Source organism: Streptomyces sp. NPDC102490, assembly GCF_044765285.1.
In the GTDB taxonomy this organism is placed as follows: domain Bacteria; phylum Actinomycetota; class Actinomycetes; order Streptomycetales; family Streptomycetaceae; genus Streptomyces.
On sequence record NZ_JBIWJU010000010.1, the window covers coordinates 188812 to 214263 of the forward strand.

The 25452-nt window shown below is 73.3% G+C and carries 26 protein-coding genes; 15 read left to right on the forward strand and 11 right to left on the reverse strand.

Annotation, left to right across the window (positions count from 1 at the left end; genetic code table 11):
• Positions 1-75: 75 nt before the first annotated feature.
• Entirely contained in the window at positions 76-579 is a 504-nt protein-coding gene (locus ACIRGB_RS23995; RefSeq protein WP_403868597.1) for a GNAT family N-acetyltransferase, read from the reverse strand.
• Positions 576-989 carry a RidA family protein gene (locus tag ACIRGB_RS24000; RefSeq protein ID WP_403868600.1) on the reverse strand — a complete coding sequence of 138 codons (414 nt, stop codon included), beginning with the start codon at positions 987-989 and terminating at the stop codon, positions 576-578. The genes ACIRGB_RS23995 and ACIRGB_RS24000 overlap by 4 nt, the downstream gene beginning before the upstream one ends.
• Positions 990-1143: 154 nt before the next feature.
• Between ACIRGB_RS24000 and ACIRGB_RS24005 the strand changes: the two genes are divergently transcribed.
• The 5 genes from ACIRGB_RS24005 to ACIRGB_RS24025 all read left to right on the forward strand — a co-directional run bounded on the left by ACIRGB_RS24005 (position 1144) and on the right by ACIRGB_RS24025 (position 6509).
• Complete coding sequence (locus ACIRGB_RS24005) at positions 1144-1926, forward strand: nucleotidyltransferase domain-containing protein (protein WP_403868603.1); 783 nt, start codon at positions 1144-1146, stop codon at positions 1924-1926.
• A gap of 174 nt (positions 1927-2100) precedes the next feature.
• Positions 2101-3957, forward strand: a complete 1857-nt coding sequence (locus tag ACIRGB_RS24010; protein WP_403868606.1) for an FUSC family protein — start codon at positions 2101-2103, stop codon at positions 3955-3957.
• Entirely contained in the window at positions 3957-5318 is a 1362-nt protein-coding gene (locus tag ACIRGB_RS24015; protein WP_403868610.1) for an amidohydrolase, read from the forward strand. The genes ACIRGB_RS24010 and ACIRGB_RS24015 overlap by 1 nt, the downstream gene beginning before the upstream one ends.
• Before the next feature lie 161 nt (positions 5319-5479).
• The gene (locus tag ACIRGB_RS24020) at positions 5480-6169 is read left to right on the forward strand and encodes a DUF899 domain-containing protein (protein ID WP_403868613.1); all 690 of its coding nucleotides are present in this window, start codon (positions 5480-5482) and stop codon (positions 6167-6169) included.
• A 154-nt stretch (positions 6170-6323) separates the two neighbouring features.
• The gene (locus ACIRGB_RS24025; RefSeq protein WP_356362885.1) at positions 6324-6509 is read left to right on the forward strand and encodes a hypothetical protein; all 186 of its coding nucleotides are present in this window, start codon (positions 6324-6326) and stop codon (positions 6507-6509) included.
• Positions 6510-6549: 40 nt separating this feature from the next.
• Here ACIRGB_RS24025 and ACIRGB_RS24030 read toward each other — a convergent pair whose 3' ends face one another.
• Together ACIRGB_RS24030 and ACIRGB_RS24035 are read right to left on the reverse strand one after the other, a co-directional pair.
• Positions 6550-6990, reverse strand: a complete 441-nt coding sequence (locus tag ACIRGB_RS24030) for a hypothetical protein (RefSeq protein WP_403868616.1) — start codon at positions 6988-6990, stop codon at positions 6550-6552.
• Entirely contained in the window at positions 6981-7640 is a 660-nt protein-coding gene (locus ACIRGB_RS24035) for an ATP-binding protein (RefSeq protein ID WP_403868619.1), read from the reverse strand. The genes ACIRGB_RS24030 and ACIRGB_RS24035 overlap by 10 nt, the downstream gene beginning before the upstream one ends.
• A gap of 265 nt (positions 7641-7905) precedes the next feature.
• Between ACIRGB_RS24035 and ACIRGB_RS24040 the strand changes: the two genes are divergently transcribed.
• The 3 genes from ACIRGB_RS24040 (at position 7906) to ACIRGB_RS24050 (ending at position 9941) form a co-directional block, all read left to right on the forward strand.
• Positions 7906-8766, forward strand: coding sequence for a helix-turn-helix transcriptional regulator (locus tag ACIRGB_RS24040; protein WP_403868622.1), 861 nt, complete (start codon positions 7906-7908; stop codon positions 8764-8766).
• Entirely contained in the window at positions 8767-9042 is a 276-nt protein-coding gene (locus ACIRGB_RS24045; RefSeq protein ID WP_030185873.1) for a DUF397 domain-containing protein, read from the forward strand.
• Positions 9043-9134: 92 nt separating this feature from the next.
• Positions 9135-9941, forward strand: coding sequence for an SAM-dependent methyltransferase (locus ACIRGB_RS24050; protein ID WP_403868627.1), 807 nt, complete (start codon positions 9135-9137; stop codon positions 9939-9941).
• Between the two features lie 109 nt (positions 9942-10050).
• Here ACIRGB_RS24050 and ACIRGB_RS24055 read toward each other — a convergent pair whose 3' ends face one another.
• Complete coding sequence (locus ACIRGB_RS24055; protein WP_403868630.1) at positions 10051-11541, reverse strand: glutamate synthase subunit beta; 1491 nt, start codon at positions 11539-11541, stop codon at positions 10051-10053.
• A gap of 177 nt (positions 11542-11718) precedes the next feature.
• Positions 11719-12198: a DUF1772 domain-containing protein gene (locus tag ACIRGB_RS24060; RefSeq protein ID WP_403868633.1), complete on the reverse strand. Its 480-nt coding sequence runs from the start codon at positions 12196-12198 to the stop codon at positions 11719-11721.
• Positions 12199-12459: 261 nt separating this feature from the next.
• Between ACIRGB_RS24060 and ACIRGB_RS24065 the strand changes: the two genes are divergently transcribed.
• Positions 12460-13092, forward strand: coding sequence for a uridine kinase (locus tag ACIRGB_RS24065; RefSeq protein ID WP_403868635.1), 633 nt, complete (start codon positions 12460-12462; stop codon positions 13090-13092).
• A gap of 32 nt (positions 13093-13124) precedes the next feature.
• Here ACIRGB_RS24065 and ACIRGB_RS24070 read toward each other — a convergent pair whose 3' ends face one another.
• The gene (locus ACIRGB_RS24070; RefSeq protein WP_403868638.1) at positions 13125-14252 is read right to left on the reverse strand and encodes a magnesium and cobalt transport protein CorA; all 1128 of its coding nucleotides are present in this window, start codon (positions 14250-14252) and stop codon (positions 13125-13127) included.
• 246 nt (positions 14253-14498) lie between these two features.
• Here ACIRGB_RS24070 and ACIRGB_RS24075 point away from each other — a divergent pair, with 246 nt between their 5' ends.
• Complete coding sequence (locus tag ACIRGB_RS24075; protein ID WP_403868641.1) at positions 14499-15293, forward strand: methyltransferase; 795 nt, start codon at positions 14499-14501, stop codon at positions 15291-15293.
• A gap of 18 nt (positions 15294-15311) precedes the next feature.
• Here the strand turns inward: ACIRGB_RS24075 and ACIRGB_RS24080 are convergent, their stop codons facing one another.
• Together ACIRGB_RS24080 and ACIRGB_RS24085 are read right to left on the reverse strand one after the other, a co-directional pair.
• Entirely contained in the window at positions 15312-16244 is a 933-nt protein-coding gene (locus ACIRGB_RS24080) for a carbohydrate kinase family protein (protein WP_403869119.1), read from the reverse strand.
• Entirely contained in the window at positions 16244-17149 is a 906-nt protein-coding gene (locus ACIRGB_RS24085) for a pseudouridine-5'-phosphate glycosidase (RefSeq protein WP_403868644.1), read from the reverse strand. Before ACIRGB_RS24085 ends, ACIRGB_RS24080 begins: the two co-directional genes overlap by 1 nt.
• Before the next feature lie 138 nt (positions 17150-17287).
• Between ACIRGB_RS24085 and ACIRGB_RS24090 the strand changes: the two genes are divergently transcribed.
• The gene (locus tag ACIRGB_RS24090; RefSeq protein ID WP_403868647.1) at positions 17288-17716 is read left to right on the forward strand and encodes a VOC family protein; all 429 of its coding nucleotides are present in this window, start codon (positions 17288-17290) and stop codon (positions 17714-17716) included.
• Positions 17717-17740: 24 nt separating this feature from the next.
• Here ACIRGB_RS24090 and ACIRGB_RS24095 read toward each other — a convergent pair whose 3' ends face one another.
• Together ACIRGB_RS24095 and ACIRGB_RS24100 are read right to left on the reverse strand one after the other, a co-directional pair.
• Positions 17741-18295, reverse strand: coding sequence for a methylated-DNA--[protein]-cysteine S-methyltransferase (locus tag ACIRGB_RS24095; RefSeq protein WP_403868650.1), 555 nt, complete (start codon positions 18293-18295; stop codon positions 17741-17743).
• Between the two features lie 36 nt (positions 18296-18331).
• Positions 18332-19201: a glycerophosphodiester phosphodiesterase gene (locus tag ACIRGB_RS24100; RefSeq protein WP_403868653.1), complete on the reverse strand. Its 870-nt coding sequence runs from the start codon at positions 19199-19201 to the stop codon at positions 18332-18334.
• Positions 19202-19492: 291 nt separating this feature from the next.
• Between ACIRGB_RS24100 and ACIRGB_RS24105 the strand changes: the two genes are divergently transcribed.
• From ACIRGB_RS24105 to ACIRGB_RS24120, 4 genes are all read left to right on the forward strand, one after another.
• Positions 19493-20371 carry an MHYT domain-containing protein gene (locus tag ACIRGB_RS24105; RefSeq protein ID WP_403868656.1) on the forward strand — a complete coding sequence of 293 codons (879 nt, stop codon included), beginning with the start codon at positions 19493-19495 and terminating at the stop codon, positions 20369-20371.
• A gap of 40 nt (positions 20372-20411) precedes the next feature.
• A complete protein-coding gene (uvrB, locus tag ACIRGB_RS24110) occupies positions 20412-22550 on the forward strand; it encodes an excinuclease ABC subunit UvrB (protein ID WP_403868659.1) in 2139 nt (712 codons plus the stop codon).
• Positions 22551-22691: 141 nt separating this feature from the next.
• A complete protein-coding gene (locus ACIRGB_RS24115; protein WP_052841581.1) occupies positions 22692-23270 on the forward strand; it encodes a TerD family protein in 579 nt (192 codons plus the stop codon).
• A 133-nt stretch (positions 23271-23403) separates the two neighbouring features.
• Complete coding sequence (locus ACIRGB_RS24120) at positions 23404-25419, forward strand: TerD family protein (RefSeq protein ID WP_403868662.1); 2016 nt, start codon at positions 23404-23406, stop codon at positions 25417-25419.
• The last annotated feature ends 33 nt before the right edge of the window (positions 25420-25452 follow it).

Sequence of the window (25452 nt, forward strand, 5' to 3'; positions counted from 1 at the left end):
TGCACGCACCAGACCCCGCTCGGGTCGGGAACAAGGCACCGTCGCCCGGAGCCGGCCTGATCCAAACGACACCCCCTAGGACCGCCGGGGCCGCCACACGTAGCGCACGTCCGGCTCCCGTTCCTCGTTCCGCTCGCCGTCCGTCCACTCCACGGGCGTGAAACCGTGCCGCTCGTAGAAGCGCCGCGCGGGCGCGTTGACCTGGAAGGTCCACAGCGACAGCCCGTCCGCCCGGCGCTCCTTGGCCAGGGCGACGAACCGGTCCCCGATCCCGCGCCCGCGGCGCTCGGGGGCGAGGTACAGCTGAGACAGCTCCTCGCCCTCCAGCACCATCACACCGGCGACCGCGCCGTCGGCCTCCTCCGCCAGCCAGGTCTCGTACCGCTCCACCACCACGTGCCGGAAGTAGGCACGGACCTCGGTGTCCGAGCGGGGCCGGACCACGGTCGGCAGCGCGGCCGCGAAGGAGCGCAGCCAGACGTCGGCCGCGGCCCGCGCGTCGGCGGCGCGGGCGCGGCGCAGAACGACCCCCTCGGCACCGGACGCGGCACGGGACTCGGCTCCCGTCTCCCGGTTCATGGGCGGCCGGTCTCGGGCACGGCCGCGGTCGCGGTGATCTCCACCAGCTGTCCCGGATAGCCGAGGCAGCTCACCCCGAGCAGCGTCGAGGAGTGCGGACCGGCGCTGAGCCCGGACGCCTCGACGACGTCCCAGACGGCGGACAGCGGGGCGGTCTCGGTGCTCACGACGTACACATCGGTGGACAGCACGTGCTCCGGGCCGCTCCCGACGGCGCGCAACTGCTCGGTGAGGTTCGCGATCACCTGCTCGGCCTGACGGACCGGATCGCCCTCGCCGACCAGCTTCCCCTCCGCGTCGAGCGGCACGGAACCGGCGAGGAACGCGAGCCTGGTCCCGGCCTCGACCACGGAGGCGTGCGAGTAGCGGGGCGGCGGGAAGAGGCCGGGCACGGTGACGCGCTGGATCACGGGGGCTCCTGGAAGACGGGCGGGCAACCTCCTGATCGTCCGTTCTCCGCCCGCGCCGCGCACCCGAATTTCGCTCGCGGCCCGCTCCCCGGCCGCCTAGGCTCCCCGGCGTCGGCCCCACCCCGCCCGCCCGTACCGTCAGGAGCCCGCACCAGTGCCCACGCCCACCCTCACGGACCAGGCCTTCCTCGACACCACGGCCGACCGGCTCGCCGCCCTGCCCGCGGTCCGCGCGGTGACCCTCGGCGGCTCCCGGGCGCAGGGCACGCACGGACCGGACAGCGACTGGGACCTGGCGGTCTACTACCGGGGCGCCTTCGACCCGGCGGACCTGCGGGCCGTCGGCTGGCCGGGCGAGGTCTCGGAGATCGGCGCCTGGGGCGGCGGCGTCTTCAACGGGGGCGCCTGGCTGACGATCGACGGGCGCCGCGTCGACGTGCACTACCGGGACCTCGACGTGGTCGAGCACGCGACGACGGAGGCCGAGGCGGGCCGCTTCGGCGTCGAGCCGCTGATGTTCCATCTGGCGGGCATCCCCACCTACCTCCTGGCCGCCGAGCTGGCGATCAACAAGGTGCTGCGCGGCGACCTGCCCCGCCCCGACGGCTACCCGGAGGCCCTGCGCACCACCGCGCCCGCACACTGGTACGGCGCGGCCACCGCCACTCTCGCCTACGCCGAGACCGGCCACGCCCCCAAGGGCGCCCTCACCCAGGTCGCCGGCGCACTCGCCCTCGCCACCACCCAGACGGCACACGCCGTGCTGGCGGCGCGGGGGGAGTGGGTGACGAACGAGAAGGGGATGGTCGGCCGGGCCGGGCTCGACGGCGTGGACGCGCTGCTCGCCGGACTGACGCCACAGCCGCGGGCCCTGGCCGACGCGGTGACGCGGGCCGGGACACTGCTGCGCGAGACCCTGGAGGCCGCCCGCTGCTGAGCGCACGGCGCCGCGGTGCTCCCGGGTGCCCGGCGGCCGTCATCCGCCCGAAACAGGCCCGTTTCCGCGCCTACGAAAACCCGTCGTACGCTGGACAGCGCACCGCCCAGCCCGGCCACCGTCGCCCGAAGGCTCACCACCGCCCTCGACCGGACGACAGGAGCCCCGCACCCCGTGTTCCGCACCGCAGCCCAAGCGCTCCCGCCCTGGCTCGGCCACGCCCTGAACGCCCAGCACGGCCCCGTGCCCTGGAACGCGGTGGCCCGGGGGGCCCTGGCGGGCGGGCCGCTGCTGACCGCGGCCCTGGTCGCCGGGCGGCCCTCCCTCGGAGTCGTCGCCGCGATCGCCGCCATGCTGGCCGGCATCAACGACCGGCCGGGCAGCCGCCGCACCTCCGTGCGCCGGATCGGCGTACCCGCGCTCGCGGGGGCCGCCGGACTGCTCGTCGGGACGTACGCCGGGCAGCACCTCGGGGCGGTGGCGCTGACCCTGGTGCTGACCGGGCTCGGACTGGTCGCCGGATGCGTCAGCGCCGTCGGGCCGGTGGCGTCCGGGACGGGGACGCAGGTGCTGGTCACCGCGGCCGTGGGCGCCGGGATGCCGCTGCCCGACCCCGGATGGCGGAGCGCGCTCGCCTTCCTCGCCGGCGCCGGCTGGCTGCTCCTGCTGAGGCTGGCCCTGCCCACGCCGACCGCTCTCACCGGCGACCTCCGTCTCGACTTCCGCTTCGACGGGGAACGGGCGGCCGTCGCCGACGTCTACGAGGCGGTCGCCGCGCTGCTCGACGCCGTCGGCACGGAGCACGCCGTGGCTCGCCGGGCCGCGCTCACCGCCGCCCTCGACCACGCGCAGGACGCGCTCGCCGGACCCCGGCTGCGGCGCCGTGCCTCGACCGCGGCCGAACGCCGGCTGCACGCCCAGTACGCCGCCGCGCTGCCCCTCGGTGAGGCCGCGACCGCGCTCGCGTGGGCGGAGCAGGTCGTGCCCGCGCGGGCCTCCGAAGGGCCCCGGCGGCTCGCGGCGGCCGTCCGCGTCAACGCCCACGCCGGGCCGCTGCCCGCGCCCAGCCGGACCGACCCCGCCCTGCGCGCCCTGGACGACGCCCTGCTGCACGCGGCCGATGCCTTCGACCGGGGCAGGGGCGCCGACCTGCACGTCCGCAGGCGATCGCCCCGCTCCGTGGCGCGCGCCGTGCTCGGCCCGGCCGGGCGGGAGTACGGGCTGCGGGCCGGGCTGTGCTTCGGCGCCAGCGCCGCCGTCGCCCAGGCACTGCACCACGGTCACTGGTACGGCTCCCACCAGCACTGGTACTGGCTGCCCGCCACCGCCGTCTTCCTCGTCAAGCCCGACCTCGGCCCGCTCGTGTCCCGGGTGCTGTGCCGGGCGGCCGGGACGGTGCTCGGGGCGCTGCTGTTCGCCGGGTTCGCGGCGGTACTGCCCCGGCCGGAGGGGCTCGTCGTCCTCGTCGCCGTGTGCGGTGCCCTGGTGCCGGTCGCGGCGCGGCACTTCGCCGCCCAGACCACCGTCGTCACCATTCTCGTCCTGGCCCTGGTCATGGTCGGCGGCGAACCGCAGGCCTCCGCGGGCCGCATCGGGGAGACGCTGCTGGCCTGCGCGATCGTGCTGGTGATCGGTCACCTGCCGCTGCCGGGGCAGCGGGGCGCCGGCATCCGGGCGGGCGTCGACGCCGCCGACGCCGCCGCACAGGCCTACCTCGCGCACGTACTGGGCGAGTCCGACGACCGCGCCACCCGCTGGACGCTGCGCCGGGAGGCCTACCGCACCCTCGCCCAGGCCCGCGCCGCCAGCGCCCGCGCCGCCGCCGAACTGCCCGCCCTCGCCCGGCACTCCGCGGGCACCGACGAGGTCGCCGCGGTCCTGGAGCGGCTCGTCGACACCACCACCGCGTGCGCCGTGCACCTCGACGACACCGGGCGGCTCACCCCGCGCCACACCGAACGGCTCGCCGCACTGCGGGACGAACTCGCCGAGCGGCGCGGACGCGTGGGACGGCACCGTACGTTGGCGTGATGACGCCTTCCTCACCCGAGCCCGCCGATCTCGTCATCACCGGCTGCACCGTCCTGGTGCACGACGCGCACGAACGGATCGGCTTCGAGCAGGACGCGGCCGTCGTCGTACGCGCCGGGGTCGTCGACTCCGTGACCACCGCCGCCGCAGGCGCCGCGGTGCCCGCCGCCGAGCGCATCGACGCCCGCGGTCAGGTGGCCCTCCCCGGGCTGGTCAACTGCCACACGCACGCGCCCATGGTCGCGCTTCGCGGCCTCGCCGAGGACCTGCCCACCGAGGAATGGTTCAACGACGTCGTCTGGCCCGTCGAGTCCAACCTCACCGCGCGGGACGTCGTCCTGGGCGCCCGGCTGGCCTGCGCCGAGATGATCCGCGCGGGGGTCACGACCTTCGCGGACAGCTACTTCCACATGGACGCCGTGGCCGCGGTCGTCGACCGGTGCGGGATGCGGGCCCAGCTGGGGCAGGCGTACTTCTCCTCGCAGGGGCCCGAAGGCCGGGAGGCGTCGCTGGAGTTCGCGCTCCGGCACCGTGGCGGGGCCGGCGGCCGGATCACCACCGCCCTCGCCCCGCACGCCCCCTACACGGTGACCGACGCCGACCTCGCCGCGACCGCGGAACTCGCCCGCGACCACGGCCTGCCCGTGCACCTGCACGCCGCCGAGAACCGCGAGCAGACCGACGCCAGCCTCGCCCGGCACGGGGTCACCCCCATCGAGGTCCTCGAACGCACCGGCGTCCTCGACACCGACGTGCTCATCGCCCACGGCACCGGCATCACCGAGGGCGACCTGCCGCTCCTCGCGCGCGCGGGGGGTCGTACGGCGGTGGCGACCGCGCCCCGCGGCTACCTCAAGTTCGCCTGGCCCGGCACCACACCCGTGCGCGCGCTGCGGGACATCGGCGTCGCCGTGGGGCTCGCCACGGACGGTGCCGCGTCCAACAACTCCCTCGACGTGTGGGAGTCGATGGCGCTCACGTCCCTGGTCCAGAAGTCGGCCGAGGGCGACCCGCGCTGGCTGACCTCCCGCCAGGCCCTCCACCACGCCACCGTGCAGAGCGCCCACGCGGTCGGCCTCGGGGACGCCGTGGGCCGCATCGCACCCGGGCGGCGGGCGGACCTGATCCTCGTCGACCTCACCGGACCGCACACCCAGCCCGTGCACGACCTCGCCGCCACCCTGGTGCACAGCGCGCGCTCCGCCGACGTGCGCACCACGATCGTGGACGGGCGGGTCCTCATGCGGGACCGCGAACTGCTCACCGTGGACGTGCCCGCGGTGGTGCGGGAGCTGGGGGAGCGGCTGCCCGCCCTGACCGACCGCGGACACGGCCGGCGCATCCAGGAGTACGACACCTGAACAGCCTGCTCGGAGACCGTTCGGCGACCTGTGGAAAAGAATCTTGCCGGGCAGCGATGAGTTCCGCTCCGCCCCTCGGTCACCACCCGGACGGCCCGGCCGCTGCGGACCGTCGGCCGTCGGACCGAAGCACGACGCACGTCGCACAGGAGGCTGGAGCCATGTCGCTGCCCGAGATCGTCACCCGCGCCCACTGGCGCGCGGCGCGCGAGGCCTTACTGGCCAAGGAGAAGGCGGCCACCCGCGCGCGTGACGCCCTCAACGCCGAGCGGCGCGGGCTGCCCATGGTGGAGGTCGACAAGGAGTACGTGTTCGAGGGCGGCGACGGCAAGGCCACCCTGCTCGACCTCTTCGAGGGCCGCGAGCAGCTCGTCGTCTACCACTTCATGTTCGCGCCCGAGTGGGACGCCGGCTGCCGCAGCTGCTCGGCGTTCCTGGACCAGATCGGGCACCTCGCGCACCTCAGGGCCCGCGGCACGTCGTTCGCCGCCGTCTCCCGGGCGCCGTATCCCAGGATCCTGCCGTTCAAGGCGCGGATGGGCTGGACACTGCCCTGGTACTCGTCGTACGTCAGCGACTTCAACACCGACTTCGAGGTGACCCTGGAGCACGAGGGCGAGCTGGTCGAGCGGCCGGGGCTCAGCTGCTTCCTGCGGGACCGCGAACGGGTCTTCCACACCTACTCGACGTACGAGCGCGGCCTGGACGGGCTCGGCTCGACGACCAGTCTGCTCGACCTGACCGCGCTCGGCCGGCAGGAGCCGTGGGAGAAACCCGAGGGGCGCGCGTCGGCTCTCGGTGCGCCCGCGGGCAGTGCGGGAGTGCGCTATCACGACGAGTACGAGGACTGAGACGCTCGGTAGCGAGAACGGCCGGACGGCCGAGGCGCCGCTCACCCTTTGCGGTGAACGGGTGTCGACTGTGTCTCAGTACCATCACCGGGCGAGGTGTTCACCCCATGGTGGCGTTTGACTCTACGAGTACAGCGCTACATGGAGGTGCGGAGTGAACGGGCGAACGGTGCTCGAACGCTTTCCCGCCGGTGGACCACGAGGATCCTGGCCCGCGGAGGAGTTCGCTCAGGCGCGGCGCCTGGAGGGTCTGGCCGCCGAGGTCGTGATGGACCTCGCCACGGACATGTTCCTGGTCGTCGTGCGCGGCGGCGACGCCGCGGGTGACGCGGCGGCCTGACGCGCCGCCGCCCCGCGCCTACGCGCTGACCGTCCGGTGCCTACGCGCTGACCGGCCGCGACCAGGTCGGCGTCGTGTTCGTCAGCCGGCACAGGGCCAGATACAGCGGGATCGGCGGCGTGTAGGGAACCGTGCCGTCCGAGCGGTGGAGGAGAGCCGGCAGGTCCGAGGTGCCGGGTACGACCGCACCGGTGGCGTACCGCGCGGGCGCGGGCCATTCCAGGGCGTAGTCGGAGTCGGACGGAACGATCCACCACCAGTGCGTCTCATCGGCGTAGACGCACCCCACGCGCGGCAGCCGGGGCAGCACCTGCTGGGCGAGGAACGCGGGCACCGCCACCGCGTCGCAGCCCAGGGGTGCCGTCATGCCGTCCGGCATGGGCAGTCTCCGAGGTGTCCCGGCGGTCTGCCGTCCGCGCTGGAGGCGGACCATCGTGTCCAGACCGAGAGGTCGGACGCCGGACGCGGCCCTCATAGCCATTCGGTCCCCGTTCCGCGGAGTGTCTCCCGGGCTTCCCGGCCTTCCCTGCGGCGGGACTCGGCCTCGTCCTCGTCCCCCGGGTCGTCCGTGGGGGCGGGCTTCGGCCGGGCGCCCCAGCCCAGGTCGTTGTGGGGCTCCAAGGGGTCGCGCGGTCCGTCGGCCTTGCGCGGCAGCTCGGCCCAGACCAGCAGTCCGGGACCGTGCTCGTGGGCGCCCCAGGCGTCGCACAGGGCGTCGACCAGAAGCAGCCCCCTGCCGTGCTCGTCCTCGGGCTGCTGACCGGCCGAGGGGTGGGGCTGGCCCGGGGCGCAGCCCTCGTCGCGCACGGCTATGCGGACCAGGTCGTCGGCGTCGTGCAGCTCGCACACTATGTGCCTGCTCGCCGTGTGCACGATCGCGTTCGTCACCAGCTCGGAGACCACCAGGGCCGCGGTGTCACAGGTGTCGTCGCACACCGCCCAGCCGCTCAGCCGGGCCCGTGTCAGGCGTCTGGCCTGCGAGGGAGAGCCCGGATGAGCGGCCAGCTCGAAACGGAACCGGCGCTCGGCGGCGGCGGCTCCCGAGAAGCCGGCTCCCATGGCGGCACCGAGGCCCAGGGAGCCCGCGGTGGCGTCTGTTCCTAAGGGCGCGGACGGAATCACGCTTGCCACTATCGCCCCGCCGTGAACACTTGGCAAGTGTCACTCTGAAAAATGCAGAGTGCTGTGTGACGTTCTGGGTGGCCGTGGCACACTGCTCGCAACAGCACGTCGAGCGGCGCCACTTCAGGTCGTCGAAGACTTCTCCAGGTTTTCGAACGCATCTTCGAATGGCGCCGCCGGGCTGTCCGCACCAGGACACGCCGGGCTCGCCGAGGCTGTCCGTACCAGGGAACAGGGACGCAACGACTCTTTCGGACTCTTCAGGAGGTGGGCGGTGAGCGAGCCGCGGTCCGCGCCGACGGTCGGCCAGGTCGTCCTCGGCCGGCGCCTGCTGGACCTGCGGGAACGTGCCGGTCTCAAGCGCGAGGAAGCGGCCCGCATCCTGCGCGTCGCCCCCGCCACGGTCCGCCGCATGGAGATGGCCGAGGTCGCCCTCAAGATCCCGTACCTCCAGCTCCTGCTGAAGGCCTACGGCGTCGGCGACGAGGAGGCCGAGGCCTTCGTCCGGCTGGCCGAGGACGCCAACAAACCGGGGTGGTGGCAGCGCTTCCACGACATCCTCCCCGGCTGGTTCTCGCTGTACGTCAGCCTGGAGGGCGCGGCCTCCCTGATCCGCGCCTACGAGCCCCACTTCGTCCCCGGAGTGCTCCAGACCGAGGACTACGCGCGTGGCGTGCTGCGCTCGGGCGCCATCGGGCAGACCCGCCCCGACGACATCGAGCGCCACGTCGACCTGCGCATGCGGCGCCAGGAACTGCTCACCCGCAAGGACGCACCCCGGCTGTGGGTCGTGATGGACGAGACCGCGCTGCGCCGCCCCGTCGGGGGCCCGGAGGTGATGCGTGCCCAGATCGACCGGCTGCTCGACGCCACGAAGCTGCCCAACGTGACGCTGCAAATCGCGCCGTTCTCCAGCGGGCCGCACCCCGGCACGTACGGGCCCTTCGTGCTGTTCCGATTCGCCATGCCGGAACTCCCGGACATGGTCTACAGCGAGTACCTGACCGGCGCCGTCTACCTCGACGCGCGTGCCGAGGTGGCGACCCACCTCGAGGTCATGGACCGCATGGCGGCGCAGGCCGCCACGGCACATCGCACGAAGGAGATCCTCCGGGATCTCCGCAAGGAGCTGTGAATGAACCGCATCAAAGCCCAGCGCCCGCCACTGACCCGCGGTGCGCGGATCTACAACGGCATGCCCGCCCGTGAACTGGGCAGCGAGGGCTGGCACAAGCCGTGGAGCGGCGGCAACGGAGGCAACTGCCTGGAGGCCATGAAGCTCGCCGACGGCCGGATCGCGGTACGGCAGTCCACCGACCCGGACGGGCCGGCGCTCATCTACACCTCGGCCGAGATGACGGCGTTCATCGAGGGAGCGAAGGCGGGAGAGGCGGACTTCCTTCTGTCCTGAAACGGGTCACCCCGTTGCTTGTTCTTTTTAAGCTGTTTGGCACCTGAGTTGATCACCCATCGCGACGAGGACTCGACACCTGGGAGTGCGTCATGACCGGGCAGCACGGCCCCGCCGGGATCGACACGAGCAAGCCGCACCCCGCGCGGATGTACGACTGGTATCTCGGCGGAAAGGACAACTACCCGGTCGACGAGGCGATGGGCCGGCAGATGCTCGCCCTCGACCCGAGGGTGCCGGTGATGGCGCGGGTCAACCGCGCCTTCATGCACCGTGCCACCCGATGGCTGGCGAGCCGCGGCACACGGCAGTTCCTGGACGTCGGCACCGGTATACCGACCGAGCCCAATCTGCACCAGGTCGCCCAGGAGATCGCGCCCGACGCCCGCGTCGTCTACTGCGACAACGACCCCATCGTGCTGGCCCACGCGGCGGCCCTGCTGCGCGGCACGCCCGAAGGGGAGACCGAGTACCTCCAGGCCGACGTCCGGGACCCGGAGGCCGTCCTGGAGGGGGCCGCGAAGATCCTGGACTTCGACCGGCACGTCGCCCTGTCCCTGGTCGCGCTGCTGCACTTCGTCCCGGACGAGGACGGGGCGCACGACCTGGTCCGCCGGCTGCTGGACGCGCTGCCCTCCGGCAGCCACCTGGTGATGACCCACGCGACGGCCGACTTCACCCCCGAGGAGTCGCGGGCGGCCACCGAGAAGCTCCGTGCCGCCGGGGTCACCCTGGCGCTGCGCTCGCGCGAGGAGTTCACCCGCTTCTTCACCGGCCTCGACCTGGTGGAGCCCGGAGTCGAGGTGCCGCACCGGTGGCACCCCGAACTGGGCGAGCCGGTCGCCGGCCAGGACGACGGCGTCATCCCCGGGTACGGGGCGGTGGCCCGCAAGCCGTGAAGGGCAGGGCCCGGCGGCCGCGCGCGAGGTGGTGTGTGCGGTGGATCGGGCCGCCGGTGGATCAGGCCGTCATCGGCCGGACGGGTCAGGCCGTCATCGACCGGACGGATCAGGCGGTCATCGGCCGGTCGTACGGGCCGATCGGCGCCGGCAGCCGGGTGGCGCCGCCGGACAGATGGCGGTCGACGGCCGCCGCCACCGCCCGCCCCTCCGCTATCGCCCAGACGACGAGGGACTGCCCGCGTGCCGCGTCCCCGGCGGCGAACACCCCCGGGACGTTGGTCGCGAAGTCCCGGTCCCGGGCGATCGTGCCACCGGCGTCCAGCTCCAGCCCGAGACCGTCGACGAGCCCGTCCCGCCGGTCGGGTCCCGAGAACCCCAGGGCGAGGAGGACCAGGTCCGCGGGGAGCGAGCGTTCGGTGCCGGGCAGCGGCCGGCGGCCGGCGTCCACCCCGACCAGGTGCAGCGCACGCACGTGCCCCCGCTCGTCGCCGGTGAGGCGGAGCGTGGACGCCGCGAACAGCCGGGCGTCCACGTCCGCCGCCGGCGCGGACCGCAGCTCGTCCGCCTCCTCGTGCGCCGCCGACAACCGGTACAGGCGCGGGTACGTCGGCCAGGGCTCGGACTCCTCGTCGCGTTCCGCACCCGGCCGCGCGTAGATGTCCAGCTGCGTCACGGACGCCGCCCGTTCCCGCACCGCCGTGCCGAGACAGTCCGCGGCCGTGTCGCCGCCGCCGACGATGACGACGTGCTGTCCGGCGGCGGACAGCGGGGAGCGCTCGAGGTCGCCCTCGCACACCCGGTTGGCCAGCGGCAGGTACTCCATCGCCTGATGAACCCCCGCCAGCTCCCGGCCGGGCACGCTCAGCTCGCGCCACGCGGTCGCCCCGGTGGCGATCACCACCGCGTCGTAGCGGGCCCGCAGCCCCGCGGCGTCCACGTCCCGGCCGACCGCCGTCGACGTACGGAACCGCGTCCCCTCCGCCCGCAGCTGGCCGATGCGCCGCTCCAGGTGCCGCTTCTCCATCTTGAACTCGGGGATCCCGTACCGCAGCAGCCCGCCGATCCGGTCGTCCCGCTCGTACACGGCGACCGTGTGCCCCGCCCGGGTCAGCTGCTGTGCCGCCGCGAGGCCCGTGGGCCCCGAGCCGATCACCGCCACCGTCCGCCCGGACAGCCGCTCCGGGGGCCGCGGCGGGGCGAGGCCCTTCTCCCAGGCCATGTCGGCGATCGCACACTCGACGTTCTTGATGGTGACGGCGGGCTGGTTGATGGCGAGTACACAGCCCGCCTCGCACGGTGCCGGACACAACCGGCCGGTGAACTCCGGGAAGTTGTTGGTGGCGTGCAGCCGCTCGCTCGCCGCCCGCCAGTCCGACCGGGAGACCAGGTCGTTCCACTCCGGGATCAGGTTGCCCAGGGGGCAGGCCTCGTGGCAGAAGGGGACGCCGCAGTCCATGCACCGGTCGGCCTGCCGACCGACGATCGGCAGCAGCGCTCCCGGGACGTACACCTCGTCCCAGTCCCCGACCCGCTCCCCGGCCGGCCTGCGGGGCCACTCCTCGCGGGGCGTGGTCAGGAAACCCTTGGGATCGGCCATGGCCGTCTTCCTTGCGTGCGGGGTGGCTGGCCGCGCGCCGTGGGGCGGCGCTCTCGCGCTCCACGATACGACCGGCCCGCCCGACGCGCAGAACGCCCGGACGGCCCCTCGCGCGCGGTGCCGCCCAGCACCGGACGGCGTGGGTCTTCCCTCGGTCCGGGCCCCGCCTCACCCGCCTCAGGCGAGCGCCAGCACGTACGCCACCGCCGCGGCGGCCGCAGCACCCGTACGCACGTGGTTCCAGGCCGTCCACTCGCGCACGTACGCGGTCCAGCGGTCCGCCGCCTCCGCGGAACCCGGCTCCAGCCGGAGCAGCGCGTCGTTGCGGGGCACGTTGGCCGCCACGGTGACCCCGAACGACCCGACCAGGTACAGCCCGCTGCCCAGCAGCAGCTCCACTGCCGCGTCCTTCGGCCACACCGCCAACGTGACCACCGCGATCGCCAGGGCCAGCACCGCCGTCCCGAGGAACACGGACATGAAGGCCGGCCGTACGGCGGCCTTGTTGATCGCGTTCATCGCGGCGACCCCCTGTGCGGGCGGCAGCGCGGCCAGCCCCCGCATGACGAAGGTGGAGAACGCGCAGAAGACACCGGCCGTCACACCGGTCCCGAGCACGCCCAGCACCGTCAGCACGAAGTACGGTCCGTCGATCATGTCCTGTCGACTCCCACCCGTCTCGACTCCCACCCGTCCCGACTCCCACCCGTCCCGACTGCCACCCGTCGAGCTGCCGTCGGACCGGTGGGCGCCTCCCGGCGTCGCCGTCCGTCGACCACCCCAAGTCAAGCTCCGCACCGGCACGGTGACCATGGCCGAGCGCCGCGGGGCCATGCGCGAGCGTCCAGGCCGGCCGGGCGGCGACCGACGGGACGACCGTCGTGTCGGCCGACGCGGGAACTGACGCATCATGGGCGGGTGCGACTGGAAGCGATCACCTGGGACCGGCTCGGCGACCGGCTCGCCGAGCGAGTGCTCGACCTGGAGCCCACCGACGGCAGCGCCTGGACCCGTGTCGCCCTCGACGGCGCCCCGGCCGCCCGCCCCGGCGACCTCGCCGAACGGGTCGGCGAGGCCCTGCGCGTCCGCGGCCGCCCCTCCCTCGTCGTCGGAACGGAGGGCTTCCTGCGACCCGCCTCGCTCCGTCTGGAGTACGGGCACCAGGACGTCGAGTCCTACTACAACGGCTGGTACGACACCGGCGCACTGTGGCGCGAGGTCTTCGATCCCCTCGGCCCCGGCGGCGACGGGCGGGTCCTGCCCGACCTGTGGGACCCGGTCACCGACCGAGCCACCCGCAGCCCCTACGTCCCGCTCCCTCCCGGCGGTGCGCTGCTGCTCCACGGCCCCTTTCTGCTCCGGCACTGGTTCCCCCTCGACCTGAGCGTCCATCTCGTCCTCACCCCGGGCGCCCTGCGCCGCCGCACCCCCGAGAGCGAGCAGTGGACCCTGCCCGCGTTCGAGCGCTACGACGAGGAGACCGACCCGTCGGGCGCCGCCGACGTCCTGGTGCGTGCCGACGACCCACGGCATCCCGCCTGGAGCGGCTGATCCGGCGCGGCCGGCCCGGAGCGGCTGACCTCTCAGAGCCAGCCGTTGCGCCTGAATCCCCGGTGCAGCGCCAGGCAGGCGACGGCTATCACGCCTATGACCATGCCGTAGCCGTACCGCCAGCCCAGCTCCGGCATGTGGTCGAAGTTCATGCCGTACACGCCGCAGACCATCGTGGGCACCGCGACGATGGCCGCCCACGCCGTGATCTTCCGCATGTCCTCGTTCTGCGCGACCGTCACACGGGCCAGGTGTGCCTGGAGGATCGAGTTGAGGAGTTCGTCGAAGGCCGCGAGCTGTTCGGTGGCCCGCAGCAGGTGGTCGGCGACGTCGCGGAAGTAGGCCCGTATCTCCGGTTCGATCACCCGGAACGGCCGCGTGGCCAGCTCCTCCAGCGGCCGGCCCAGCGGCACCACGGCCCGCCGCAGCTCCAGGAGTTCACGCTTGAGCTGGTAGATGCGCCCGGGGTCGACCCGCGCGCCGTTCTCCGCGAACACCTCCGTCTCGACGTGGTCGACGTCCTCCTGGACCGACTCGATGACGCTCAGGAAGTCGTCCACCACATGGTCCGCGATCGCGTGCAGCACCGCCGACGGTCCCTTGGCGAGCTGCGCCGGATCGGACTCCAGCTCTTCCCGCAGCGGTCCCAGCGAACCGTGCCGCCCGTGCCGCACGGTGATCACGAAGTCCTGCCCGGCGAACACCATGATCTCGCCGGTGCTCACCACCTCGCTGGTGGCCGTGAGTTCCTCGTGCTCCACGTAGCAGACGGTCTTGAACACGGCGAAGAGCGTCTCTCCGTACCGCTCCACCTTGGGCCGCTGGTGGGCCTCGATCGCGTCCTCGACCGCCAGCGGATGCAGCTCGAAGAGCTCCGCGACACCCGCGAACTCCGCGTCCGTCGGCTCGTGCAGGCCGAGCCAGACGAAGCCCGCTCCGCGCCCGCGCATCCGCGCCACGGCCTCGGCCGGATCACCGCCTTCGGGTGTGCGGACCCCGTCCCGGTAGGTCACGCAGTTCACCACCGAGGAACCCAGCGGGGAACGGGCGTGGTGGCTCAGGTCCACCCGCGGCCGTCGGCGGGCCAGCCGTGTCACCTTCCGGAGGCCGCCGGTCCTTCCCAGCTCCGTGACCTTCCGCAAATTCCCCGCCATGGTCATCCGAATCTCCTCGCGTGGGTCCCCTCGCGCCGTGCTTCCCGCGCCCTTGGCCCGCCAGTCTGCCAGGACGGCGGGCACGGCGAACGAGCCTGTGGAAACGGCGGGTTCCGCTTTGTTCCCGCCTGTGGACAGACCGCTCGGGGACCGCCCACGGCCCCGCCCTGACGGCCTCGGCCGCCCGGAGGAGGCCCGCGTGCCGGAGCGTCGCCCCCTTCGCACAAGCGGGACAACTGGGATGATCGCCGCATGACGCGAACCGACGGATACCTCCTCGACAACGGCCGGTCCGAGGCGGCGGAGCGCTTCGACGCCTTCGCCACGCTCTTCGACCCCACGACGTTCCGGCACCTGGAGGCGCTCGGCGTCGGCCCCGGCTGGCGCTGCTGGGAGGTCGGGGCCGGCGGCACCTCCGTGGTGTCGTGGCTGGCCAAGCGGGTCGGACCGACCGGCAAGGTCCTCGCGACGGACATCGACACCTCCCGGGTCGTCCCGGCCCGTCGGCCGCCGGTCGAGGTCCGCGTGCACGACGTCGGCGCGGAGGAACCGCCGGGGGAGGGCTTCGACCTGGTGCACGCACGGCTCGTCCTCGTCCACGTCCCCGACCGGGACGCGGCGTTGCGGTCGATGATCAGGGCCCTGCGTCCCGGTGGCCGCCTCCTGGTCGAGGACGCCGACCCGGCGCTCCAGCCCCTGCTCTGCCCCGACGAGCACGGCCCCGAGCAGCAGCTGGCGAACAGGCTCCGGCACGGCTTCCGCCACCTGCTGTCCCAGCGTGGCGCCGACCTCTCCTACGGCCGCCGGCTGCCCCGGCTGCTCCGGGAGGCGGGGCTGCGCCGCGTGGAGGCCGACGCCTACTTCCCGGTCACCTCGCCCGCGTGCGCCGCCCTGGAGTCCGCGACGGTACGACAGCTCCGCGACCAGCTGGTCGCCGCCGGGGTCGCCACCCACGACGACATCGACCGCCACCTCGCGAACGTCGCGTCCGGCGGCATGGACCTCGCGACCGCGCCGATGATCTCGGCGTGGGGGCGCAAGGCATAACCCGGCCACCAACCCCGGCTACCCGTCGGCCGCTCGCCCGTCGTTCGTTCGCGGCGGTCTCCCGCCCACCCGCTCGACCGCCCGTGCTCCTGCCCGGCACCCGGCGGCCGCCGCCTCCCCGGGCTCCGCGCCCGCGAGCAGCGCGGCGAGGAACGCGCCGGTGAAGGCGTCACCGGCCCCAGTGCTGTCCCGGGGCGACGCCGTGACCGCGGCGACCCGTGCGCGCACGCTGCCGGACCGGGCCACCAGGGCCCCTTCCGCCCCCTGCTTGACGATCACCAGTGGAACGTGCCGGCTGAGCTTCGCGGCAGCGTCCGCCGCGTCGGGCAGGCCGGTGAGCAGACACGCCTCGTCACGACTGGGCAGCAGCACGTCCACACCCTCGACGAGGCCGAGGAAGCGGCCCACCCCCAGCGCGGTGAGGAACCCGGTCGACGCCGGGTCCAGGCTGACCGGCACCCCACGCGCGCGGGCCGCCGACAGGGCGACCGTCACCAGGGCGCGGCTCGGCTCCGAGAACAGGAGGTAGCCCGACAGGTGCAGCCGGCCCACGCCGTCGAGCAGCGCGTCCGACCAGTCGTCCGGCCCGAGCCGCAGCGACGCCCCGCTGTCGGTGAGGAACGTCCGCTCGGCCGAGTCGGCGGTGTCGACCAGGCAGATCACCGTCCCCGTGGGCGCCGCCGCGTCGACGACGAGGAGCGGGCGCACCCCGCACGCCGCCAGCTCCCGCTCGTGCCACGCGCAGGCGTCGGTGCCCACCCGGCCCAGCAGCCGGACCTCCCCGCACCCTTCGTGCGCGGCCCAGCAGGCCACGTTGGCACCCGCCCCGCCGGGCAGCCGCCGGACCGAGGCGGCGGTGTCCGTGCCGGCGGCCAGCGGCCCCCGGTGCCGGGCAACGACGTCCGTGACCACGTCCCCGACGACCAGCAGCGCACCGCCCGGCGCCACCATCACGCCCCGGTCCAGGCCGCGGCGATCCGGGCCGCCAGCCGCACGTTCCCCCGCACCGCGGCCAGGTTGGCGCTCAGCGAGGCCCCGTCGGTGAGCCGTACCAGGCGTTCGAGGAGGAACGGCGTGACCGCCTGACCGGTGACCCCCTCCGCCTCGCAGGCGTGCAGCGCGTCGGCGAGCACGCGCGCGTGGAGCGCCGGATCGAGCTGCTCGTCCTCGGGCACCGGGTTGGCGACCACGAGCGCGGACGGCGGCCCGCCCAGCGCGTCCTGCGCCCGCATGGCCGCCGCCACCTGCTCCGGATTGTCCAGCGTCCAGTCCACCGGGTGGCCCGAGTCGGACAGGTAGAAGCCGGGGAAGCGGTCCGTCCCGTACCCGGCCACGGCGACCCCCAGCGTCTCCAGCCGTTGCAGGGTCGCCGGTACGTCCAGGATGGACTTCACGCCCGCGCAGACCACCGTGATCCGGGTGCGGGCCAGCAGGCCCAGATCGGCCGACTCGTCCTGCGTCACCGTCCACTCCCGGTGCACGCCGCCCAGCCCTCCGGTCGCGAACACCCGTACGCCCGCGAGGGCGGCCAGCAGGGCGGTCGCCGACACGGTGGTCGCCCCGCTCGCGCCGGAGGCCACCGCGAGCGGCAGGTCCCGGTGCCCCAGCTTGCGGATGCCGTCCTCGTTGGCGACCCGCTCCAGTTGCTCCTTGTCCAGGCCGACGTGCGGCCGTCCGTCCAGCACGGCGATCGTCGCCGGTACGGCGCCCTCCCGCCGGACCGCCTCCTCCAGCTCCCGCGCCACCAGCAGATTGCGCGGGCGCGGCAAACCGTGCGCGATGATCGTGGACTCCAGGGCCACCACGGGGCGACGGGCGTCCAACGCCTCCCGTACCTCTTCCGACACCACCAGCATCACGAGCCTGCCTCCCGCCGACGGTTCTCCCTCAGCTCCGGTCTCCCTCATCCCTGGCGGGCGGGGGACCCCGCCAAACCCCGCCGGTGCCGCGACGGGCCCCTTGCGGCGCCGGGGACCGGCCACGAGCCTGGAGTCATGACGGACAACACGACACGTCTCGACCACGTCGTCCTCTGGGTGCGCGACCCGGTCGCCGCCGCCGGTTTCTACGAGAAGAACCTGGGCCTGGAACCACTGCGGGTCACCGAATACGCCGCGGGGACCGTGAGCTTCCCCTCCGTGCGTCTCAACGACGAGACCATCCTCGACCTCGCACCGCACACCATGGCGGACCGCATGCGGATGGTCCCCGGCGCCGACGCCAGTGCCGGGCATCCCGTCAACCACATCTGCGTGTCCCTGCCCGCAGACGACTTCGACGCCCTGCGCGCCCGCCTGCGGGAGCAGTCCATCCCCGTCTCGGACCTCTCGCACGACTCCTACGGCGCCCGCGGCCTGGCCAGGCGGAGCTTCTACTTCGGCGACCCGGACGGCAACATCATCGAGGCCCGGCACTACGAGTAGCCCCGCCCGGCGGCTGTCCGCCCCTCAGAACAACGGCTCGGGGAGCACGCCCTCCAGCGCGAGCAGCCGCCGCTTGGTGTCCACACCGCCGCCGAACCCGCCGATGCCGCCGTCGCTCTCCACGACCCGGTGGCACGGCACGACGACCGGCAGCGGATTGGCCCCCATGGCCATGCCCACCGCCTGCGCGGCGCCCGGCTGCCCCACCCGGCCGGCCAGGTCGCCGTAGCCGACGACCTGGCCGTAGGGGACGCCGGACGCCAGCTCGCGCAGCACCTGCCGGTTGAAGCCCGAGATCAGCGACCAGTCCAGCGGCACGTCGAAGTCGCGCCTGCGGCCCGCGAAGTACGCCTCCACCTGGCGTATCGCCTCGGCCAGCAGCGGGGAACCGGGCGCCTCGACGGGCTGAGTGCCCAGCCGGGCCGCGAGCCTCTCGAGCGCCCGGTCGCGGATGGCGTCGGTGGCGTGGAACACCACGTTGACCAGACCGTCGCGAGTGGCGGCCAGCAGCAGCGGACCGATGCCGGTCCCGACGACGGTCCACACGACCCGCTGTTCGTACTGCCCAGGGCTGTCCATGCGCCCACGGTACGGCCGGCCACTGACAACGCCGGGTCAGTCCACGGCGTCCCGCACCACGTCGGGCTTGTTGGTGATGATGCCGTCGACGTCGTACCCGGCGACCCGGCGCGCGGTGTCCGCGTCGTTCACCGTCCAGGTGAGCACCTCCAGCGGCCTGCCGTGCGGCCCGGTGAACGCGTGCACCGCGGACACGTAGCTCAGGGAGAGCGAGCCGTACGACGGGTTGATCTGGTCGACGAACTCCGCGTACGCCGGCAGCTCCGCGACGGCCGGGGTGCCGAGGAGGCCGGTCTTGACGGCGGGCTTGAGGTCGTGGACCGTCCGGATGCTGTCGGCGTCGAAGCTCTGCACGACCAGCCGCCCGGCCACGTGCCGCCGGTCGAGCCAGCCCTCGTTGGCGAGGACCTTGAGGGTCTGCCGCTCGATGCCCGGGTACAGCCCGGGGCTCTTCAGCTCCAGGAGCAGCTTCTGGTGGTTGTGCTCCACCCGGTCCACGTACTGCTCCAGCGTCGGCACGCGCGCGCCCGCGTACGCGGGACCGAACCAGCTCCCCGCGTCCAGCCGCGCGATCTCGGCGGCCGTGAAGTCCTTCACCTTCCAGGGCGACCGGTCCGGGAAGACCTCCTCCACGTCGGTCGTACGGGCCAGGCTCTCGTCGTGCAGGACGACGAGCTCGCCGTCCCGGGTGCGCTGGACGTCGTTCTCCACCCAGCGGATGCCCAGCTCGGCCGCCCGGTCGATGGCGGCCAGGGTGTTCTCCGGCGCGTATCCGGAAGCGCCCCGGTGGGCGACGACCGTGGGCCCGTCGTCGCCCGCCCCGTCGGCCCGGGCGTGCGAGAGGGGAGCCGTGAGGGCGACCCCAAGAAGGGCGGTGGTCGTGACGGCTACTGCGCGCACGTGCATGCGTACTCCTCGCGTCGAACGATCACGGACAGCACCACTGTGACACCAGAGAGTCGACAAAAGAGGGGTGCAGAGTGGCCACAGGCTGAATGGAGTTGCTCAACTACGCTCACGAGGACGGCACAACTGGGGCGAGGCCGTGATTCTTTGCCGGAGAATCGTTCGTCCATTCCGGTGGACGTCATACTCTCTGCCTCGACCCTGATCGTTCGCGCGGTCCTGGGAGGGGGGCGCACATCAGGAGAATCCGGGACACCACCGGGGCGTAAGAAGGCGGAAGGGCAGCCGCACATGCACACCACGGTCCACGGATTCGGCTACGGACTCGTCACACCGCTGGCCGCCTACCTCATGGCGTGCCTCGGCGGCGCCCTCGGCCTGCGCTGCACCGCCAGGGCCATGCTGGTCACCCGTTCCTGGCGCCCGGGATGGCTCGCCCTGGGCGCGGCGGCGATCGGCTCCGGCATCTGGACCATGCACTTCGTGGCGATGATGGGCTTCACGATCGAACACACGCCGATCCGCTACGACTGGCTGATGACCTTCGCCAGCCTGGCCGTCGCCGTCGTCATGGTGGGGGTCGGGATCTTCATCGTCGGCTACCGGGGCGCGAGCGGGGCGGCCCTGTTCACCGGCGGCACCATCACCGGCCTGGGCATCGCCTCGATGCACTACCTGGGAATGGCCGGGATGCACCTGGACGGACAGCTGACCTACAACACGTTCACCGTCGCCGTGTCCGTCGTCATAGCCATGGCCGCCGCCACCGCCGCCCTGTGGGCGGCCGGACAGGTCCGGGGCTTCCTGTGGAGCGTGGGCGCCGCCCTGATCATGGGACTGGCCGTCACCGGCATGCACTACACGGGGATGGCCGCCGTCGAGGTCCACGTCAGCGGCACGGCCGAGCCCTCCGCCGGCGGATCGCCCGCCGAACTGCTCGCCCCCATGCTGATCGGTCCCCTCGTCTTCCTCCTCCTCGCCGGTGTCGTCGTCGTGCTCGACCCGCTGATGGTCATGGGGAAGCCCGCCGCGGCCCCCGTCGAGCGGAAGCCGGGCATCTCCGCCCACGCCGAGGGCGCCCGCACGATCCGCCACCCGGCACACCACCCCGCGCGCCGCACCCGCCGCCCCCTGGTCCACCGGCGCCCCCGCACCCCGCAGAACCGCTGACCGGGACCCGTTGTCAGTGCGGGGTCGTACGGTGGAACCCATGCGGCCCGTTTCCCAGATCGAACGCACGGTGGCGCCCTTCGAGGTCGTCAGCCCGTACCAGCCCAACGGCGACCAGCCGGCGGCCATCGCCGAGCTGGCCCGGCGCATCCAGGCAGGCGAGAAGGACGTCGTCCTGCTCGGCGCGACCGGCACCGGCAAGTCCGCCACCACCGCGTGGATGATCGAGAAGCTCCAGCGCCCCACCCTGGTGATGGCGCCGAACAAGACCCTCGCCGCCCAGCTGGCGAACGAGTTCCGCGAGCTGCTGCCCAACAACGCCGTCGAGTACTTCGTCTCGTACTACGACTACTACCAGCCCGAGGCATACGTCCCCCAGTCGGACACCTACATCGAGAAGGACTCCTCGATCAACGAGGAGGTGGAGCGACTGCGCCACTCCGCCACCAACTCGCTGCTCACCCGCCGTGACGTCGTCGTGGTCGCCTCCGTGTCCTGCATCTACGGCCTCGGCACCCCGCAGGAGTACGTCGACCGCATGGTCCCGCTGCGGGTCGGCGAGGAGCACGACCGGGACGAGCTGCTCCGGCGCTTCGTCGACATCCAGTACACGCGCAACGACATGGCCTTCGCCCGCGGCACCTTCCGGGTGCGCGGCGACACCATCGAGATCTTCCCGGTCTACGAGGAGCTGGCCGTTCGCATCGAGATGTTCGGCGACGAGATCGAGGCCCTGTCCACGCTCCACCCGGTCACCGGCGAGATCATCAGCGACGACCAGCAGCTGTACGTCTTCCCGGCCTCCCACTACGTCGCCGGCCCCGAGCGCCTGGAGCGGGCGGTCAACGACATCGAGAAGGAGCTGGCCGAGCGCCTGACCGAGCTGGAGAAGCAGGGCAAGCTCCTGGAGGCCCAGCGGCTGCGGATGCGCACCACGTACGACATCGAGATGCTCCGCCAGATCGGCTCCTGCTCCGGCGTGGAGAACTACTCGATGCACTTCGACGGCCGCTCGCCCGGCTCCCCTCCGAACACACTGCTGGACTACTTCCCCGACGACTTCCTGCTCGTCATCGACGAGTCGCACGTCACCGTCCCGCAGATCGGCGCCATGTACGAGGGCGACGCGTCCCGCAAGCGGACCCTGGTCGACCACGGCTTCCGGCTGCCCTCCGCGCTCGACAACCGCCCGCTGAAGTGGGAGGAGTTCCAGGAGCGCATCGACCAGACCGTGTACCTGTCGGCCACCCCGGGCACCTACGAGCTCTCCCGCTCGGACGGCGCCGTCGAGCAGATCATCCGCCCCACCGGCCTGGTCGACCCGGAGGTCGTGGTCAAGCCCACCGAGGGCCAGATCGACGACCTGGTGCACGAGATCCGCAAGCGGACCGAGAAGGACGAGCGCGTCCTGGTCACCACCCTCACCAAGAAGATGGCCGAGGACCTCACCGACTACTTCCTGGAGCTCGGCATCCAGGTCCGCTACCTCCACAGCGACGTCGACACGCTGCGCCGCGTCGAGCTGCTGCGCGAGCTGCGCGCCGGTGAGTACGACGTCCTGGTCGGCATCAACCTGCTGCGCGAGGGCCTCGACCTGCCGGAGGTGTCCCTGGTGGCGATCCTCGACGCCGACAAGGAGGGCTTCCTGCGCTCCGGCACCTCCCTGATCCAGACCATCGGCCGCGCGGCGCGCAACGTCTCCGGCCAGGTCCACATGTACGCGGACAAGATCACGCCGGCGATGGAGAAGGCCATCGACGAGACCAACCGCCGACGCGAGAAGCAGGTCGCGTTCAACAAGGCGAACGGCATCGACCCGCAGCCACTCCGCAAGAAGATCAACGACATCGTCGCGCAGATCGCCCGTGAGGACGTCGACACCGAACAGCTCCTCGGCTCGGGCTACCGCCAGGGGAAGGAGGGCAAGGGCGCCAAGGCCCCCGTGCCCGCGCTGGGCGGCCAGGCGACGGGCGGAGCCAAGGCGGCCAAGGGCAGGGCCAAGGAGACGGCGGTGACCGACCGTCCCGCGGCGGAACTGGCCGAGCAGATCGAGGACCTCACCACCCGGATGCGGGCGGCCGCGGCCGACCTCCAGTTCGAGATCGCGGCCCGGCTGCGCGACGAGGTCTCCGAGATGAAGAAGGAACTGCGCCAGATGAAGGAGGCGGGCCTGGCCTGACGGCCCGTCCGGGCACGCGCTGTGTTGCAAGACCGACACAAAGCACGGGCCGGGGTGGGGCGCTGTCAGTGCCCCTGCGTAGGGTTCTGGTCAACCGCGGAGACCGCGGCAACAGGGGACAGCTCGAGAGGGGATCAGCGCGTGACCGTCAACATGACCAAGGGTCAGGCCATCAGTCTGCAGAAGAGCGACGGCGGCAGCCTGACGTCGGTGCGCATGGGTCTCGGCTGGCAGGCGGCTCCCCGGCGCGGCCTGTTCGGATCGCGCACCCGGGAGATCGACCTGGACGCCTCCGCGGTCCTCTTCGCGGACAAGCAGCCGGTCGACGTCGTCTTCTTCCGCCACCTGGTGAGCGACGACGGCTCCGTGCGCCACACCGGGGACAACCTCGTCGGCGGTGTCGGCCAGGGCGGCGACGACGAGGCGATCCTCGTCGACCTGCAGCGCGTTCCGGTCCACATCGACCAGATCGTCTTCACGGTGAACTCCTTCACCGGCCAGACCTTCCAGGAAGTGCAGAACGCCTTCTGCCGCCTGGTCGACGAGACCAACGGCCAGGAACTCGCCCGCTACACGCTGGCCGGCGGCGGAGCCTTCACGGCCCAGATCATGGCCAAGGTGCACCGCGCCGGCCAGGGCTGGGCGATGACCGCCATCGGCACCCCGGCCAACGGCCGCACCTTCCAGGACCTGATGCCGGCGATCCTGCCGGTCCTGTAGCGGCCGCAGCGGCCGACCCGCGGGGGGTCCGGCCCGCAGCAGTCCGACACCGACGGCCGGTCCCGCGCGCGGGAGCGGCCGGGCCCGCCTGACGTCTCGCGGGTGCCGCACGAATGACACAGGGGGAAAGGCGATGACGGCCGAGCTGACGCGGGGACAGAACCACCCGCTGCCCCGGGCTCGTCTCGAGATCCGGATCTCGGCCGGCACGCCGGTCGTGACCGGGGCCACGCTCGGCGACGAGAACGGCACCGTCCACGGCGTCGACCAGGTGGTCCACCCGGGGGCGCCCACCCTGCCGGGCCTCGAGGTCTCCCGGCAGGCCGCCGCCGACCACCGCCTCGCGGTGGACCTGGACGCCGTGCCCGACGCGGTGCACCGCGTCAGCGTACTGCTCGCCCTGCCCGCCGGCGGGACGGGACCGGCCCGGTTCGGGGCCGTCGCCGCCCCCTTCGTCGCCGTCACGGACCTCGACGGTGACGAGGTCGTCAGTTACACCATCACCGGCCTGGAGGCCGAGACCGCCGTCGTCGCCCTGGAGCTCTACCGGCGCCAGGGCGCCTGGAAGGTCCGCGCCGTCGGCCAGGGCTACGCGGGCGGGCTCGCCGAGCTTCTCGCCGACCAGAAGCTGTCCCAGGCCCACCAGCTCGCGGCGAGCATCCACGAGGCGGTGGCCAGCGGGCTGGCCCGTTCGATACCGGCCCCGCCGGCCGCCGCCCCGGCACACCGCCCGGACCACAACACCGCGCCCCGGACCGGCCCGGGTGCTCCCGTGGCGCCGGCGTCGCCGTACGACCCCCAGGGCGCCTCCGCTCCCGGCCCGCAGACGCCCGGGGCGCCGGGGCGGCCCGGCGCACCGCAGCCGTACCCGGGCGGACCGGGGGAGCCCGCCACCGCCGGCCAGCCGTCCGCGCCCACCGCAGGCGGCCCGATCGACTACAGCCACCCACGCCGGCAGAACGCGGCGCCGCCCCCGCCCCCGCCGGCCGCGCCCCCGGCCGAACCCGGCCGGCCGGCCCGGCCCGTCGCGGGTGACGCCACCGGCTGGTCCCTGGAGGAACGGCTCTACAACCAGGTGTGGGGCATGTTCGAGGACCTGGCCCGCACCACGGCCGCCTACCGCAGCGCCGTCGACTTCGCCGAATCCCGCATGGAGAAGGAACTCGACCAGGTCCTGTCCGATCCCCGCAGCCGGATCGGCGGGCAGGGCGACGCCGCCAGGGAAGCGGCGCGCTCCCGGCACGGCCTGCTGGTGTCCCAGGCCCGGGAGGTCCTGGACCGGGACGTCGCGCAGCTCGTCGCCGAGGCCGAGGTCGTCGAGCCCGCCCTGCCGGCGGCCTTCGCACGCTGGGACAACCCCGTCTGGCACGCCTACCGGGTCCCCATGGAGATCCCGATGGCCCTGCGGCTGGGCGATCTCCATCTGCCGGAGGCCGACCGCATACGCATCCCGATGCTGATCCGGCTGCCGCTGGAGCGCGGTCTGTGGATCGACAGCGGGCGCTCCGCCTCGCTCGACGGTTCGTTCGCCGACTCCCACGAGATGCGGCGCCTGGGCCTGGAGACGGCCGTCGCCCACGCGGCCCGGCTGCTCGCCGTCTACCCGGCGGGCGAGTTCACCGTGCACGTCATCGACCCGGCCGGGTCCGGGGCGCAGGCCTTGGCGCCGCTGGTGCTGAGCGGGGTGCTCGCCGCGCCGCCCGCCCAGGGCGCCGCGGGGGCGGCGGACGTGCTGGCCCGTCTCACCCAGCGCGTCGACCTGGTCCAGATGGCGTTGCGCGGAGGGGCTCCGGACGCGCTCCCGCCCGGTCTCGACACCTCGCAGCAGCTGCTGGTCGTCAACGACTTCCCCCACGGTTTCGACGACCGGGCCGTCAACCAGCTGCGCTACCTCGCCGACGAGGGGCCGGCCGTCGGCGTCCACCTGATGATGGTCGCCGACCGCGAGGAGTCCGCCGGGTTCGGACCGCTGCTCGACCCGCTGTGGCGCTCGCTGCTGCGGCTGACGCCGGTGGCCGACGACCACCTCGCCGACCCGTGGGTCGGGCATGCCTGGACGTACGAGCCCCCGCTCGTGCCGCCCGGCAGCCAGGTGCTCCAGCAGGTGCTCGACCAGGTCGCCGCCGCCCGGCGTTCATGGGGCCGGTGATCGCTCCCGAGCTGGTCTTTTGAGCTTAATTTG

Excerpts from the sequence above, each read along its gene's own strand:
- ACIRGB_RS23995 (WP_403868597.1), bottom strand. The coding sequence starts at position 579 with ATGAACCGGGAGACGGGAGCCGAGTCCCGTGCCGCGTCCGGTGCCGAG.
- ACIRGB_RS24015 (WP_403868610.1), top strand. The coding sequence starts at position 3,957 with ATGACGCCTTCCTCACCCGAGCCCGCCGATCTCGTCATCACCGGCTGC.
- ACIRGB_RS24020 (WP_403868613.1), top strand. The coding sequence starts at position 5,480 with ATGTCGCTGCCCGAGATCGTCACCCGCGCCCACTGGCGCGCGGCGCGC.
- ACIRGB_RS24030 (WP_403868616.1), bottom strand. The coding sequence starts at position 6,990 with ATGGCTATGAGGGCCGCGTCCGGCGTCCGACCTCTCGGTCTGGACACG.
- ACIRGB_RS24045 (WP_030185873.1), top strand. The coding sequence starts at position 8,767 with ATGAACCGCATCAAAGCCCAGCGCCCGCCACTGACCCGCGGTGCGCGG.
- ACIRGB_RS24050 (WP_403868627.1), top strand. The coding sequence starts at position 9,135 with ATGACCGGGCAGCACGGCCCCGCCGGGATCGACACGAGCAAGCCGCAC.
- ACIRGB_RS24055 (WP_403868630.1), bottom strand. The coding sequence starts at position 11,541 with ATGGCCGATCCCAAGGGTTTCCTGACCACGCCCCGCGAGGAGTGGCCC.
- ACIRGB_RS24060 (WP_403868633.1), bottom strand. The coding sequence starts at position 12,198 with ATGATCGACGGACCGTACTTCGTGCTGACGGTGCTGGGCGTGCTCGGG.
- ACIRGB_RS24070 (WP_403868638.1), bottom strand. The coding sequence starts at position 14,252 with ATGACCATGGCGGGGAATTTGCGGAAGGTCACGGAGCTGGGAAGGACC.
- ACIRGB_RS24075 (WP_403868641.1), top strand. The coding sequence starts at position 14,499 with ATGACGCGAACCGACGGATACCTCCTCGACAACGGCCGGTCCGAGGCG.
- ACIRGB_RS24080 (WP_403869119.1), bottom strand. The coding sequence starts at position 16,244 with ATGGTGGCGCCGGGCGGTGCGCTGCTGGTCGTCGGGGACGTGGTCACG.
- ACIRGB_RS24085 (WP_403868644.1), bottom strand. The coding sequence starts at position 17,149 with ATGCTGGTGGTGTCGGAAGAGGTACGGGAGGCGTTGGACGCCCGTCGC.
- ACIRGB_RS24090 (WP_403868647.1), top strand. The coding sequence starts at position 17,288 with ATGACGGACAACACGACACGTCTCGACCACGTCGTCCTCTGGGTGCGC.
- ACIRGB_RS24095 (WP_403868650.1), bottom strand. The coding sequence starts at position 18,295 with ATGGACAGCCCTGGGCAGTACGAACAGCGGGTCGTGTGGACCGTCGTC.
- ACIRGB_RS24100 (WP_403868653.1), bottom strand. The coding sequence starts at position 19,201 with ATGCACGTGCGCGCAGTAGCCGTCACGACCACCGCCCTTCTTGGGGTC.
- ACIRGB_RS24105 (WP_403868656.1), top strand. The coding sequence starts at position 19,493 with ATGCACACCACGGTCCACGGATTCGGCTACGGACTCGTCACACCGCTG.
- uvrB (WP_403868659.1), top strand. The coding sequence starts at position 20,412 with ATGCGGCCCGTTTCCCAGATCGAACGCACGGTGGCGCCCTTCGAGGTC.
- ACIRGB_RS24120 (WP_403868662.1), top strand. The coding sequence starts at position 23,404 with ATGACGGCCGAGCTGACGCGGGGACAGAACCACCCGCTGCCCCGGGCT.